10 protein-coding genes are annotated in these 14,558 nt (G+C 57.3%); all 10 read left to right on the top strand.

From position 1 onward, the window contains the following. Positions 1-12: 12 nt before the first annotated feature. The 10 genes from tssC (at position 13) to B2R17_RS18705 (ending at position 14,398) form a co-directional block, all read left to right on the top strand. The gene (gene tssC, locus B2R17_RS18750) at positions 13-1,515 is read left to right on the top strand and encodes a type VI secretion system contractile sheath large subunit (RefSeq protein ID WP_286765161.1); all 1,503 of its coding nucleotides are present in this window, start codon (positions 13-15) and stop codon (positions 1,513-1,515) included. A gap of 53 nt (positions 1,516-1,568) precedes the next feature. Further along, positions 1,569-2,048, top strand: coding sequence for a type VI secretion system tube protein Hcp (locus tag B2R17_RS18745; RefSeq protein ID WP_008656328.1), 480 nt, complete (start codon positions 1,569-1,571; stop codon positions 2,046-2,048). Between the two features lie 11 nt (positions 2,049-2,059). Further along, positions 2,060-2,614, top strand: coding sequence for a type VI secretion system baseplate subunit TssE (locus tag B2R17_RS18740; RefSeq protein WP_286765160.1), 555 nt, complete (start codon positions 2,060-2,062; stop codon positions 2,612-2,614). 180 nt (positions 2,615-2,794) lie between these two features. Then, positions 2,795-4,696 (top strand): type VI secretion system baseplate subunit TssF, encoded by a 1,902-nt coding sequence (gene tssF, locus B2R17_RS18735; protein WP_286765159.1) that lies wholly within the window; start codon positions 2,795-2,797, stop codon positions 4,694-4,696. 85 nt (positions 4,697-4,781) lie between these two features. Further along, a complete protein-coding gene (tssG, locus tag B2R17_RS18730) occupies positions 4,782-5,831 on the top strand; it encodes a type VI secretion system baseplate subunit TssG (protein ID WP_286765158.1) in 1,050 nt (349 codons plus the stop codon). A 22-nt stretch (positions 5,832-5,853) separates the two neighbouring features. Continuing rightward, positions 5,854-7,848, top strand: coding sequence for a type VI secretion system tip protein TssI/VgrG (tssI, locus tag B2R17_RS18725; protein WP_286765157.1), 1,995 nt, complete (start codon positions 5,854-5,856; stop codon positions 7,846-7,848). A 103-nt stretch (positions 7,849-7,951) separates the two neighbouring features. Then, complete coding sequence (locus B2R17_RS18720) at positions 7,952-8,866, top strand: DUF6931 family protein (RefSeq protein WP_286765156.1); 915 nt, start codon at positions 7,952-7,954, stop codon at positions 8,864-8,866. Beyond that, positions 8,866-9,156 carry a PAAR domain-containing protein gene (locus B2R17_RS18715; RefSeq protein WP_008670751.1) on the top strand — a complete coding sequence of 97 codons (291 nt, stop codon included), beginning with the start codon at positions 8,866-8,868 and terminating at the stop codon, positions 9,154-9,156. The genes B2R17_RS18720 and B2R17_RS18715 overlap by 1 nt, the downstream gene beginning before the upstream one ends. Positions 9,157-9,159: 3 nt before the next feature. After that, on the top strand, positions 9,160-13,581 hold the full coding sequence (locus B2R17_RS18710; protein WP_286765155.1) for a carboxypeptidase regulatory-like domain-containing protein: 4,422 nt from the start codon (positions 9,160-9,162) through the stop codon (positions 13,579-13,581). A gap of 46 nt (positions 13,582-13,627) precedes the next feature. Beyond that, on the top strand, positions 13,628-14,398 hold the full coding sequence (locus B2R17_RS18705; protein ID WP_233214894.1) for a hypothetical protein: 771 nt from the start codon (positions 13,628-13,630) through the stop codon (positions 14,396-14,398). Positions 14,399-14,558: the final 160 nt, after the last annotated feature.

Raw genomic sequence — 14,558 nt, 5'->3', positions numbered from 1 at the left:
AAGGACTCAAGGATGAGCGAAACACCATCGGAAACCACGGAAGCCGCTCCCGACGTCAGCGACACCATCACACTGGACACGTTGTCTGAATTGTTGGAAGCCGAATTCAAGCCACGCACCGACGACGCCGGGCTGGCTGTCACACGAGCCGTCAACACGCTCGCCGCTCAACTTGTGACCAGCGAAATGGTTGCCGAGAGCGACGTGATCAAGACGATCGAAGCCTTGGTGGCTGAAATCGACAGCAAAATCTCAGAGCAAATGAATGAGATTTTGCACCACGATGACTTCCAACAACTCGAAGGTGCATGGCGCGGTTTCGCCCACTTGGTGAACAACACCGAGACCGACGAGATGCTGAAAATTCGCGTCTTGAACATCTCCAAGAAAGATCTTCACAAGACGCTGAAGAAGTTCAAAGGAACCGCTTGGGATCAAAGCCCGATCTTCAAGAAGCTGTATGAAGAAGAGTACGGCCAATTCGGTGGTGAACCCTACGGTGCACTGATCGGCGACTACTACTTCGATCACTCGCCAGTCGACGTCGAATTGCTCGGCGAGATCGCCAAGGTCTCCGCCGCCGCACACGCACCATTCATCACCGCCGCAGCACCTTCGCTGATGCACATGGATTCGTGGCAAGAACTCGGCAATCCTCGTGATTTGACGAAGATCTTCCAAACTGTCGAATACGCATCGTGGCGTTCGCTTCGCGACGACGAAGATTCGCGTTACATCGGTTTGACGATGCCACGTTTCCTGTCACGCCAGCCTTACGGTGCCGCGACAAATCCCGTCGAAGAATTCGCGTTCGAAGAAGAAACCGCGGGTCCTGACCACAGCCGATACGTTTGGTCCAACAGTGCCTACGCGTTCGCTGTGAACATCAACCGCTCGTTCAAAATGCACGGCTGGTGCTCACGCATTCGTGGTGTGGAATCGGGCGGAGCAGTTGAGAAGTTGCCCGTTCACGTGTTCCCAACGGACGATGGCGGCGTGGACATGAAGTGTCCAACCGAAATCTCGATCAGCGATCGACGGGAAGCGGAATTGGCGAAGAACGGAATGATGCCATTGGTGTTCCGCAAGAACAGCGATTTGGCCGCCTTCATCGGTGCTCAATCACTGAACAACCCAAGCTTGTTCGAAGACGACGACGCAACCGCCAACGCTCGCTTGTCGGGTCGTTTGCCGTATCTGTTTGCCGTCTGCCGGTTTGCACACTACTTGAAGTGCATCGTTCGCGACAAAGTGGGTTCGTTCAAAGAACGTGCCGACATGCAAGTCTGGCTCAACAACTGGATCAGCCAGTACGTCGACACCAACCCAGCAACCGCATCGGAACTGGACAAAGCTCGTCGTCCGTTGGCAGGTGCAGAAGTGGTCGTCGAAGAGATCCCAGGTAACCCGGGATACTACACCGCCAAGTTCTTCTTGCGTCCTCACTTCCAACTGGAAGGTTTGACCGTGTCATTGCGACTCGTTAGCAAGCTGCCGTCTGCCAAGGCCGCTTGATCATTCGTCTTTGACACCATTCCAAACAACATTCATTCCAGGAAACTGAAACCATGATTTTTTTGAAGTTCACCACCGAGATCAAAGGCGACGCAAGCGTCTCTGGTTACGAAGATCAGATCAAGTTGACCTCGGTCTCTTTCGGTGCCAATCGTACCGTCGCAAGTGTTGCCGGCAGCTCAGCTCGTGAGACCGGTTCGCCCGCGTTCACCGAATTGCAATGTTCCAAGGACTTCGACATCGCGTCGACCGAATTGTTCATGCAAAGTGTCTCGGGTGCTTCGCTGCAAGGCGCAACCCTGACCTACTTGCAAACGGACAACGAAGGCAACCCACAGGTTTACTTGACCGTGACGTTGGTTGACCCGATCGTCACCAGCTACTCACAGTCGAGCATGGGCGACAGCAAGCCTTGCGAAAACTTCACGCTCAACTTCACCGAGATCAAAATGGCGTACACTAAGTACGACGGCGACTCGGCGAAGAAAGCAACCGAGAAGGGCTGGAACCTGTCGGAACAGAAAGCCGCCTAGGCTGAGCTGTCATGGCATCCAACGAACCGATCGAACAACCGTCATCCTCGCTACTGGATCGATTGATCCGTGGCGAGAACGGTGGCGGTGGCGACGTTCGTGTGGTGCCAAATCCCGGATCACGCGGCGGTGTTTCACGCCGTCAACGTCGCCAACAGATGGCGATATTGAGTTCGCAAATCGAACGCGATCTGTTGGCGTTGTTTGGAACACGCCGAATGTCCGAGGACACCGATCTGTCGGACTGGCCGTTGGTTCAAAAGAGCGTTTTGAACTATGGCGTTCCCGATCTGACGGGCAGGACCAGCAGCGGATTGGACCTGCGACTTCTTCAACGAGAATTCACCGAAGCGATTCGGTGTTTCGAACCTCGATTGCGAGCGGACACTCTGAATGTCACGTGTCGGTTGAACGAATACGTGCGTGGCGACGTGATCGTGCAAATCCAGGCCCTCTTTGGCCCCTCCGATGCGTTGGAGTCCTTTGCGATGGGCATCTCGATCTGCCTGGGCAATGGCCAATGCCAAAAAGTGGTGACAGGAAACGGTCAACGCCGAGCGGCGTAGTTGGATTTTGGTCAGCGAATTACCTCTTGGGACGCAAGGCCCAATTGTGCTATTCAGCAAGAACCGTGATGAGTGTCACGGTCAAAAAGACCACAGCCCACGAGTTTGTGCTGGAAAGATGGCTTGGCCAATCATCCGCGCCCACTCGACTCCTTCGTTCACCTCGGTTGGATTTGACGCATGGAAGCTCAGTTCCTCGATCATTACAACCGAGAACTCGGCTACCTGAGAGAACTGGGGGCGGAGTTCGCACAAGAATACCCCGCGGTCGCCGGCCGCTTGGGCATGGACGAATTCGCCTGCGCCGACCCTTTCGTCGAACGTCTGCTGGAAGGATTCGCGTTTTTGGCGGCGCGAGTGCATCGCCGTTTGGATTCCGAGTTTCCACAACTCACTCGCGGGTTGCTGCAATCGATCTACCCGCACTACACGCGGCCGATCCCATCCGCGGCGATCGTTCAAATTCATCCGGATCCCGACGAGGGATCGCTGGCCGGCGGCTACCGTTTGCCCCGCGGCTCTCGTTTGCAGGGACCGTCCAGCCAAACCTGCCCGACGCCTTGCCGATTCGAAACAACCGCTCCGGTTGATTTGTGGCCGATTCAATTGGTGGACGTTGAATGGGTGGAACGTGGCACTGCGACCCGTCGCCCGGTGCCTTCCATCATGAAGGGCATGCCCTGTCGTGCGGCACTGCGAATCACGCTTCAAACCACGGCTGGTTTGCCGATGTCGGCACTCGACCTGGACAGCCTGCCGATTCATCTTCGCGGTGGCGAAACCGCGCACCAGTTGCTTGAGCTACTCATCGCCCATCAGAACGGCATCGTTGTCGGCGACGCCGCTTCGGATCAATGGCAACGACTGGATTCGGCATCGCTGGTCGCTGGTGGTTTCGATGATGCAGAAGCATTGTTACCCGGCGAGCCTCGTTCGTTCAGTGGATACCGATTGCTGCAAGAGTATTTCTTGTTGCCCGAAAAGTTCCTGTTCGTAACCCTAAATGGGTTGTCCCAAGCGGTTTCGATGGCGAAGGGAAACCAGCTCGAAATCATCATCGGAGTTGACCAATCGCAGAAGGATTTGGTGGGACGTCTCAACCGTGAACACTTGGCTTTGCACTGTGTCCCAGCAGTCAACTTGTTCAAGCAACGCGCGGATCGGGTCCCGATTTCGGAAACCAAATCCGAACACCAACTGTTGGTCGACCGCAGCCGACCGATGGACTTTGAAATTTGGTCGGTCGAACAACTGCTTGGTCACGGAACATCGGCTCAGCAAGAAGTTGAGTTCCTGCCGCTCTACGCGCCACCAACCAACATGGCCGCTCGTCAGCAACACGCGGCCTACTACACGCTCGATCGTCGTCCTCGGCAACCTTCGACGAACCAACGTGAATACGGTCATCGCTCACCGTACTTAGGAACAGAAGTCTTTGTGACGCTGACGGATTCGAGTCAGAGACCATCGCGGCATCCGATTCGCCAACTGTCGTCCACGGTCTACTGCAGCAACCGCGACCTCGCCCTGCTGAAACCGGAAGCGGGTTGGCGGGACGCGTTCACCCTGGATGGCCCCGGACCGGTTGCCTCCATCAGTTGTCTGTCAGGCCCAACCACTCCGCGAGCACCGCTGACCACCGAAGATGGCGAGACGTGTTGGCGACTGGTCAATCACTTGACGTCAAACTTCCTCTCGCTGTGCGATCGCGAAAAGTCGACGGATCCCAACTCGAATCATGCGGCGGCGTTGCTGCGGCAAACGCTGTATCTGTATTGCCTGGAAGACTTGCCCGCGACACGTCGCCAAGTGGACGGGATTCTATCGGTGACCAATCAAGCGGTCACACGGCAGATTCCCATGCCTGGCCCCATTGTTCACGGTCGAGGCGTGCACCTGGAATTGGAGTTGGACGAGTCAGCGTTCGAAGGCGGAGGTGCGTTCCTACTGGCGGGAGTGCTGGATCGTTTCATGGCACGCTTTGTGTCTTTGAACAGCTTCACGCAAACGTCGCTCCGCACGCCCACACGTGGCCCGGTGCATCGATGGCCAGTTCGCACCGGGAAAACCGCCCTGATCTAGCCACCGCATCAACCTCGCCATTGGCCGGGTTCCAACCCTCACGCCGAGACATTGATTCGCCGTTCTCGTTTTGCCAGACAAGTCCATGACCACTTCAGACTCCACCGCCACCTGGGAACAGCGTCTCACGGAAGAACTCGGGAAACCGGTTCAGTCGCTCGATTTCTTTCAGGCGATGCGACGAATCGAAGCCGAGTCACCGACGCTGCCTCGAGTTGGTCACGCCAGACAAACGAGCCAAGAGGCCGTTCGGATCCGGCAAACATCGGCACTGGACTTTGCCCCGGCAACGATCGATCGAATCGATTCGGGACACGATGAACGCGCCCACATCAGCCAACGATTCTTTGGTCTGTTGGGGCCCGGAGGTCCATTGCCTCTGCATATGACCGAGACCGTTCGGCATGAAACCAGGCACAACGCTGACCCCACGTTGGAATCGTTTCTGAACCTGTTCCATCACCGCATGGCAACGCTGTTCTACCGAGCGTGGAGCAGCAGTCGCGGTGCGGTCCAGCGTGATCGACCAGAGACGGACCGGTTCGCCGCGTACGTGGGTTCCATCTCTGGCACGCTGAATCCCGGAACAGAATCCAACGCGGCCCCAACCTCAACGGACAACTCAGGGCTGTACTTCAGCGGCCGATTTGGGTCCACACATCGCAACGCGGAAGGTCTCGCGGCGGTGGTTTCCGCGACCGTGCATGCGGATGCGAATGTCAAGACATTTCGATTGCGGCAACTCCGTTTGGAACCAGAAGACCGAACGCTGCTCTCTCGATCGGAACGGCCATCTGGTCGCGGAGAAACCGCGGGCCGGGGTGGTCGCTTGGGACAAAGCGTGGTGCTCGGACGCAGTGTCCCGGATCGTTGCTCGATGATCGACTTGGACGTGGGACCGATCGTGTTTGATTTGTTTCAGGAACTACTTCCTGGCGGCGAGTCGCACGGAACGCTTCGTGAATTGATTCGCGGTTACGTCGATCCCGGATTGGATTGCCGCGTTCGTTTGATCTTGGATCGCCACACGATCCCACGTTTGTCACTCGGCCGCATCGGTGCTCTCGGTCGAAGTGCTTGGGTTCACGGGAAAGCTCCCCGCGCCGATGTCGGCGACTGTCAATTCATTCTCTAGCGTTGCACACGATTTCACCATCATGACTCTGACCCAAGCCAACCGTCCGATCGCCGTCAGCACACCGCTGGATGACGATGCGCTCGTGTTGACCGGTGTGACTTGGACAGAACAACTCGGACGCCCCTTTGGTGGGACGTTGGACTTGGTCAGCTCTGAAGGCGACATCGATCCGCTCGACCTGCTCAAAGAACCAGTCTCGATTCGCATCGGCGATCCAGACGACTCGCCCCAATACCTGCACGGCTATGTCACACGGTTCGGTCAGGTTGGCACCAGCGCGGGCTTGTACCAATACCACGCCACGCTTGCTCCCTGGATGGGATTGCTGCGACATGTCGGCGGATCGCAAGTCTTTCAACAGCAGACGGTCGTCGAAATCGCCAAAGCCGTGATCGAATCGCGAGGCTTCACCGGCGAACTGGAAGACCGACTCACGCAAACGTATCGCCAACGAGCCTACTGCGTGCAATACGGCGAATCGGACTTCCAATTCCTCAGTCGACTGTTTGAAGAAGAAGGCATCTACTACTTCTTCGAATACACCGAAGACCAACACACCCTAGTGCTTTGCGACGACGTCAGCGCCCACCAAGCGTCGGCGTCGTTTGGTTCGCTGCCCTATCACGCGGTGGAACAACCGGGCACCGAAACGTGTCTTTCGCAATGGACCTATGAGCGTGACTTCAACACGGCGTCGTATGTGTTGCGAGACTACGATTTCCAAAAACCTCGCGCCGAAATGACCGTTCGTCAAAACGCGTCGGACACGGCAAGCGACTGGGAATGGTACGAATTCCCGGGTCAGTTCTTTGAGACCGACGACGGCCAACACTACGCTCGCGTTCTGACCGAAGCCGCCACGTCAGACCAACACGCCGCCGCCGTGGACGTGTCAACTCCTTCGGTGATCGCCGGCAATCTTTTGACGATGACGTCGCATCCCGTCGATGATCTCAATCAAGAGTACCTGATTGTGGGCCGGCATCTGATGATAACAACCGGCGATGTTTCGGCCGGCAGTGGAGGTGCACACTCCTTTCACCTGAACAATCGACTGCGGTTGCTTCCTTCGTCAATTCCCTTCCGCAGTCGACAAACGACCGAACGGCCGATCATGGCAGGCCCTCAAATTGCAACGGTCGTGGGTCCCGATGGCGAAGAAATCTGGACCGACGCGTATGGCCGCATCAAAGTCCAATTCGCTTGGGATTTGATTGGCACCGGTGACGACAGCAGCTCCTGCTGGATTCGCGTGACGCAGCCTTGGACTGGCAAAGGATGGGGTGCGGTCTCGATTCCGCGAGTCGGTGAAGAAGTGATCGTCGCGTTCTTGGACGGCAACGTGGATCGACCGATCGTGACCGGTCGGGTCTTCAATGCCGATCGCATGCCTCCGGAAGATCTGGCCGACGGGCAAGCCAAAACGGTCTTTCGCACACGCAGCACCAAAGAAGGGGACGTGAACTGTTTCCATGAGTTGACGTTTGATGACACGAAAGATGCCGAGCAGATCTACCTGCACAGCGAACGCGATTTTGTTCGTGAGGTTGAAAACAATGATTCATTGAAGGTCGGTTTCGACAAATCAGACAGCGGCGACCAAACGATCGAGATCTACAACGACCAGAACGTCCAAGTCGGAGTCGGCAGCGGATCGGGAAGCCAGACCACCGAGATCGGACAAGACCGCACGACCACCATCGACGCGGGTGACGACAACCTGACGGTCAAACAAGGCGATCAAAATGTATCGGTCGAAAGCGGCGCGATCACGATCGAAGCGGCCAAGTCGATCACGATCAAGTGTGGTCAATCTTCCATTGAGCTGACGCCGTCGGGCATCAACATCCAAGCAAGCGAGATCGCCATCAAAGGTGATACCAAGATCAGCATGGCGGCTCCCGAAGTCGACGCCGCCGCTGATGCATCCATGACACTGAAAGGTAACGCATCAGCGGAACTGAGCTCCGGCGGATCGCTCACAGTCAAAGGAGCCATCGTCCAAATCAACTAGTTCGCCCCGAAAAGGGGTCATCGTCCCAAAAAGGGGTCGGACCCCTTTTCGGACAGAATTGGCTCACGCGTCCCTCCACTTCATTCCAATCCTTCGCTTCATCATGCCACTCTTACTCACTGCTCATCCCGCTGACGACACCGACGTGCGATTGATCTTGCGCGTCGGTCAGGAAGCACGCGTGGGCAGTAGCGAGTGGGTGGAAATGAGCCTTCCCGATGACGCCGCGTTGTCACCGGAACACTTTGTCGTTCGCTGCGGAACGGACGCGGTGATCGAGGTCCTCGAGGGACAGAATGCACTGATCGTTGCAGGAGACTCATGCGATCGGCTCACGCTGTCAGAAACGGGCCAATGCGAAACCGAATTCGTCGCCGGCCAAACCGTTTTTTCGGTTCGTTGGTCACCCGACGTGACGACCGCGACACCCAAAACGAATCCGCAACAACTGGCGACTTCCGACGAAACCATCGACGATCACGCGACCATCGCCTCGCTTGCAAAAGTGATGTCGATGTCGGACGCATCCACCGCATTGATCCAGTCACCCGATCAAACGATGGACTACCTCCAACGTTTGATCGATGCCTCCTTGAACGACGATGCGATCCGGTTTCTCGCTGGTGCGTTGCCGGTCCGAACCGCCATCGGATGGGCGATCGATGCATCCGGCTTTGCCAATCGCGCGAGCAGCACGCTCGACCAAAGCATTCTGGCTTGGCAGACCTCGGGCGACGAAACCGACCGACGCAAAGTCCGCGATCAACTGGCCATCAGTTCTCCTGACAACGTCACTCGCTGGATCGCTCAGGCAATCATTTTCAGCGGCGGCAGTCTGGGACCGGATGATCAACCGCCCATTCCACCGCCATCGCACTTGAGCGGCGTCGCAATCATGACCTCGCATCGATGGTCCGTCGCGGTTGAGCCAGATCGAGACACCGCGATGCAGCAATGGTTGCAATCCGGCAGCGCGTTGTTGCAACGCGAACAAGACACCAAGCAAGGAAATCAGTGATGCCGCCTGCTGCTCGAATCATGGACGAACACAGTTGCCCGATGGTCACAGGCGTCGTCCCGCATGTCGGAGGCCCCATCATCGGTCCAGGAGAACCCACGGTGCTGATCGGGGGAATGCCGGCCGCGGTTTTGGGCGATGAGGCCGAGTGCACAGGCCCGCCCGACACTCTTTCCAAAGGCTCCGCCACCGTCATGATCGGCGGCAAACCCGCGGTTCGAATGGGTGATCCGACAGCACACGGTGGATCGATCGCATCAGGTGAACCCACCGTTCAGGTTGGTGGCTAGAACATGAGCAAGACCAACAACAGTCCCAACGTGACCGAATCGCGACTGCGAGATTGGCGAAACCAGCCAACCGCATCGGGATCGCGACTGCGCATCAAGGTTGCGCTGACAATCGTCCTCGCGTCCTTGCTCGGGATCTTTGTGGTCTCGGTTTGGCGTCCGCTTGAATCACCTCGCTTGTTGATTCAATCGATCGGGCCAGTGCCACCTAAAAAGACACAACCTGCCCCGGTGATTCCGGCGCAGGCCGTTGCTCTTGCATCGCTGCATGCCTTCTCCTCATTCGGTCAGGCAATGCCGACGGCCAGCGTGAATCCAACGCTCTCGCTCTCCGCCGCCAATCAAATCGCACAAACCGATATCACGAACGGTACCCGACTCATTCACCTTGCCGGCACAGCGTTGGTGGTCGACGGCCATGCGATCTTGTTGTCGTTGAATTCTGAGTCGACGTTGCAAACATCGCCGCTGGACGTCTCCGAACTCCTTCGACATCTCAGCAAAACTCAAACGCCCGTGATCGTGTTGATCGACGCGATTGAAAGCGTCGGCGATTCAATCGGACGGCTGCCCGAGATGAACGCCTGGCAGTTCGCTCAGTGTCTCGATCGAGAAGTCTCCGCGTTGAGCCATTCGAATGTGTTGGTCGTCACACACCACAGCCAAATCAATCATGAGCTGATCGATCCAGCCCAACATGTCACGCCGCTGACACAAGCCGCGATGAACGGCTTCGAAGAATCCGCGGACATCAACGCTGACGGTGTGGTCTCCGTCGCCGAATGGTTGAATGTGGTCAGCCCCGAGCGTCCCGATGGCGATGACCAAGCAATTCCCCATTCCTTTTCCAGCATCCCGCGAGGACATTGGAAACGCTATTTGTTGGCGCCGGTGCAGACTGCTCTCGATCGCAAAGACGACGCAGCACCCGCGGCGAAAGCCGAAGCGATTGCGACGACATCGACAACGGCCGACCTACCCAGTGCCACTCGGTCCGTTGCCGCACCGCCGAATGCAGCCCCAGAACAAGCCAAACATCACACGGTCGATGTGACCGCACCAACGCTGGCTGTTGCAATTCAGATGCACGCGGATGGCATTCGCACCAATCGCAGTGACCAGTGCAGCGAATTGTTCGAGGGACTGCAAACGCTGCTCAACGCGGATGCCACCGAAGCCACCGCGAAAACTTGGATTGACTCGCCGATTCCAGCCAACGCAACGTGGGACGAAGTGGTCTGGGCCAGATCCGTGTTGCAGCAAAACGCACCTTGGTCACTCAAGCAATCACTGATCAAGTGCCGTGTGCTCGCCAACCAAGCCGCGATGAACTCGACAGTCCGCACATGGTTCGAACCCGAACTAGCAGAAACGCAATGGGTGCGACTGGACGCTGAACGGAGCCTGGTCAGCCCCGTGCGTTCGGACTATCTGGCTCATGTGCAAGCACAAACCGAAAAAGCGATTCGCGCGTTCACAAGACTGCAAAAGGATGCGTTGGCGATCGATCAAGCCGGTGAACTGCGAGATGAAATCATCGATCACTTGAATGCATTTGTGGCGATGCCCATTCGCTCCAAATCGCTGATGGATGATTCCGTTTGCCAGTTGCTGCTTGAAACGATCGCATTGCAACGATGGCTGGACTCTGCCAACAGCGATTCGATGCACCAAGGCGACGCGATGATCCAGTCCGTCAAACATCGTTTGTCGGGTTTACTGGCTGAACTTCAATCGCAACAGGACCAATCATCGTCGACCATTCAAACGGTCGCGGTTTCGCGGTCCAGCGAAGGGTTCGTTGAAAGCACACGGACGCGAATCCAGCGTTCGACGTTGGCGGCCCAACTCGAACTAGCTGGGACGTCGAGCAAACCTGGGACCCTGGATCGATTGCAGAAAGCCGCCCAGACCGCGAGCCAAACGCTTCTGAACGCGTCAACATCGGAAGACGAAATGGTCAACGCCGTCGACCAATACAAACAACTCGTGCGTGCCCTGAAATCGGATATCCAAACACCAGCCAAGCAAGCCACTGCGGCAAAAGAGCTGGACGCGGCAACGCAGCGTTGGTCGCACATTCTGCCAACGCTCGTCGCCGACACGCGTGCATGTGCCGTCGATGCAACCAAAGACGAACGAGAACGTTACGCGATCTCGAACAGTCGCTACCAACGACTCGCTGCTTGGATTGGATTGCCCGCACTGCCCCGAATCGAATCCAACACCAACGTTGACGTGACCGTCCAAGGCTCGCTGGCAATGTCAGATCGCGTGATGTTGAACATCGCGGTCCAATCGACTTCGCAATCGATGCATTCGGGGATCTTGGAAATCGAAACCGATGGTGGTTGGTTGCAAATCAACACACTGGCTGATTCGACCATCACACCCGTGCAACGCGTCTCAGGTGAAACGGATTATCGCTCGATCGTTTCGCAAAGAGCCACATCGACCGCAACGGCGTCAGAAAAGCTGGGCCTGTTTTCGAAGCAAAAGACCGCTTCGATCGAGATCCGTCGAGCGTCGCAGGCTGGAAACGCGAAGACGCCGGAAACATCCGCGATCAACCTTCGTTGGATCACTCAGAACAATATCTTTCGCACCAGTGTGCCTTTGGAATTGCCGCTGTCCGAATTTGCGGCCGCTCGATCCAGTGCCGGCGACTCGTGGGTCATGCACGCCAACCGAGACCTCTTTGCACCATTGTGGATCCAGCCACTGGATTCGTCGTCGCAGTCCTTGCAGGTGCGTCTGCTGGGTTGGTCCGAACCGGGACGAACTTGCCCGCCGACGATGAAATCGGAACAAGCCAAGCGGTGGCTCGCCACCCAAACGCCTCCGACCGAGTTGGCGATCCAGCCCAAACTGGCGACGGCGTTGGGACAATGGACGAAGGTCATGTTCCCCGCTGCCAAACTGGAACCCGACGCGCCGCCAATCACAGTCGCATCGCTTTGGTGCGAAGTCACCGACGCTGAAAACGATCGCGTGCAATGGATTGACTTGAGTCCTCGGGTGTATCGCCCGGACTCGCTGATTCAGCCGGTCGTGGCTTACGACCACAACGCTCGCAAAGTCGATGTGTCGATCAGCGCTCTCGCTGGCGTCGATGGACCGACACATGTTCGCATCGAACTGGTCGACTTGCTGACTCATCTGACCGTTGCCCATGGCGAACAAATGATCGCCCCGGATTCTCGCGTCACCAAATCGTTCTCGTCCGCCGCTTGCGATGGGCACCCCATCGGCGTTCGAGTGTTGAGCGACCAGTGGCCGAGTGCCTTTGTGTTTCACTTGGCGGGCAATCGCAGCGAGCAATTGCTCACACCATCCGACGACCACGCCGCCATCGTCATCGGGGCTCCTTTGTTGCCTGATGCACCGGCCTCCCAGGACCTTCCGCCGGTGATCGTATCCAAAGACGCTGAAACAGTTTCCGCCGATGTATGGGTTGACCTCAGCGACAAACTGTTCCACTACGGCAGCGATGTTGTGACATTGGGATTGGATCTGAATGGTGATCGCTACTTGCAGAACGAACCAACCGTTTCGGTCACCACGCCTGCCGCGATCGAATTCACTTGGGCCGGTGTGGATCCACTTGGCCAACCGGGATTGAAAAGTCGTGTGCGTCCACATCGACTCAGCGTGCCGGTGGGTGTGGTCCGAAACCAGCGTGCTCCGCTGATCGCCAGCCTTCAACGAGGCGAGCAACTCGTTTGGAGCAACCCGATCACGGCTGTGTTTGACACGTTGCCACCCAAGCTGAAGGACATCCAAATCCGATCGCCGCTGCCAGCGATCTTGGGCGGGCCGGTGGAAGTTCGTGTCACTGTCGATGACGCGGGACTCAGCGAAGCGGCCTCCATCCAAGCGGCTTGGGCAACCGCCGGCCAACAAGAGTTCACGCCCGACGTGAAACCCGTTCCTGGCCAACGACTCGGTGACGGAAGCTGGGTCGTCATTCTGCCGACGGACAAACTGGCATCGGGAACCCACACGTTGCTGATGCAAGCAACCGACGCAGCCAATAACCCGGGCCTGATCAAAACGCTTGCGATCGAGTTGCTGACCGAAGCCGAGTTGCAAGCTCGCCGCGAAGCCGAAGTCACCGTTCTGCAAGGCAAAATTGCCTATGTGACTCTGCCAGTCGCAGGCATGAAGGTCGCGCTCAAAGAGTTGCCAAAAGAAAAGCCTGAAAATTCGGACGAAAAAAGCGTGGACCAACCCTCCCAAGCGTCGAATTTACCCCAAGAGGCACTGACCGATGCGAGCGGTCATTTCGTGTTTCCCGCCGTGAAGGCTGGCCAATACGAATTGACATTGGAAGGCCTCTATCGCGGGGATCGCTATCGCAAGAGTGTGGACGTTGCCGTGAAACCGCCTCAGCCAACTGACCTCCCCACCATCCGCATCGATTGAAGACGAACGCCCAAACATGAACGCGAGACGGTCAACAACGAACGGCATGACGGGAGCCACCCATGCGTGGCCGTTGCTGCTCGCGTGTGGCTGTCTGGTTCTCGCATCCGGCTGCACGTCGTTGAACGTCTTGGAGCGTCAGGCCACCACGCCGGTCTTGATCGGCCCGGATGGAGTCGCCACTCCGCCGGCCCCGGTTCCTATGACGCTGCCGCGTTTCTTGGGAATCGATACCATCGGTCGTCGCTGCATTCGCAAGACGGTGCTGCTCGGCCAAATCACCTATGAAAAAGCAGCGACCGCGGTTCCCGCGTTGCAGCCGCCACCGATGAGTCTGCCGTCATCGCACCCTGCCAATGCGGCCTCGCCTTCGCCTGCCGTCGCGGGTGCACTGAAAGTGAAAGAAGCGAAGGTCGCCACCGCCGCCAAGGTAAAAGCCCTCGGTGTTTTGGCCGGCGAAGACTGCTCCGTCAATCCACATGTGGAAGAAGCCATTCTTGCGGGACTGGACGATGTTTCGGCAGAGGTCCGCATCGCGGCCATCGAAGCGGTCATTGCCTCGCGTCGAGGATGCGATCCCGGTTGCGGAGGATGTTGCAGCATCCCGATCCGTCAAAAACTCACTCGAATGGTGTTTGAAAAGACCGGACCTTGTTGTTGGTTTGAACCCAGCTCCAAAGCCCGACGTTTGGCCCGCTTGGCACTCGATGCCTGCGGAGGCCCGGTCGAACCCGACGCCTGTGGCTGCGAAATTCAAACGGACTATCCGATTGAAGGACCACCGCCCGAACTGATCCAACAGATCCTGTCGGAATAAAATCAGCCGCCTCGCTGTGACTTCGCAAACGCCGACTTCACAAACATCTCGAACCACGCTGATTCCACAGCGTCCTTCTTCAAGGTTGTGCAGTTTCTAGTGCCGCGTTTTGGCGGGTGTCTGCTCTAAGAACCTCTCCCGAAACGAAGTTTGGGGAGAG

Source organism: Rhodopirellula sp. UBA1907, from assembly GCF_002337565.1.
Lineage (GTDB): Bacteria > Planctomycetota > Planctomycetia > Pirellulales > Pirellulaceae > Rhodopirellula > Rhodopirellula europaea.
The sequence above is the reverse complement of the archived record's forward strand: the minus strand, read 5'-3'. Positions and strand labels throughout refer to the sequence as shown.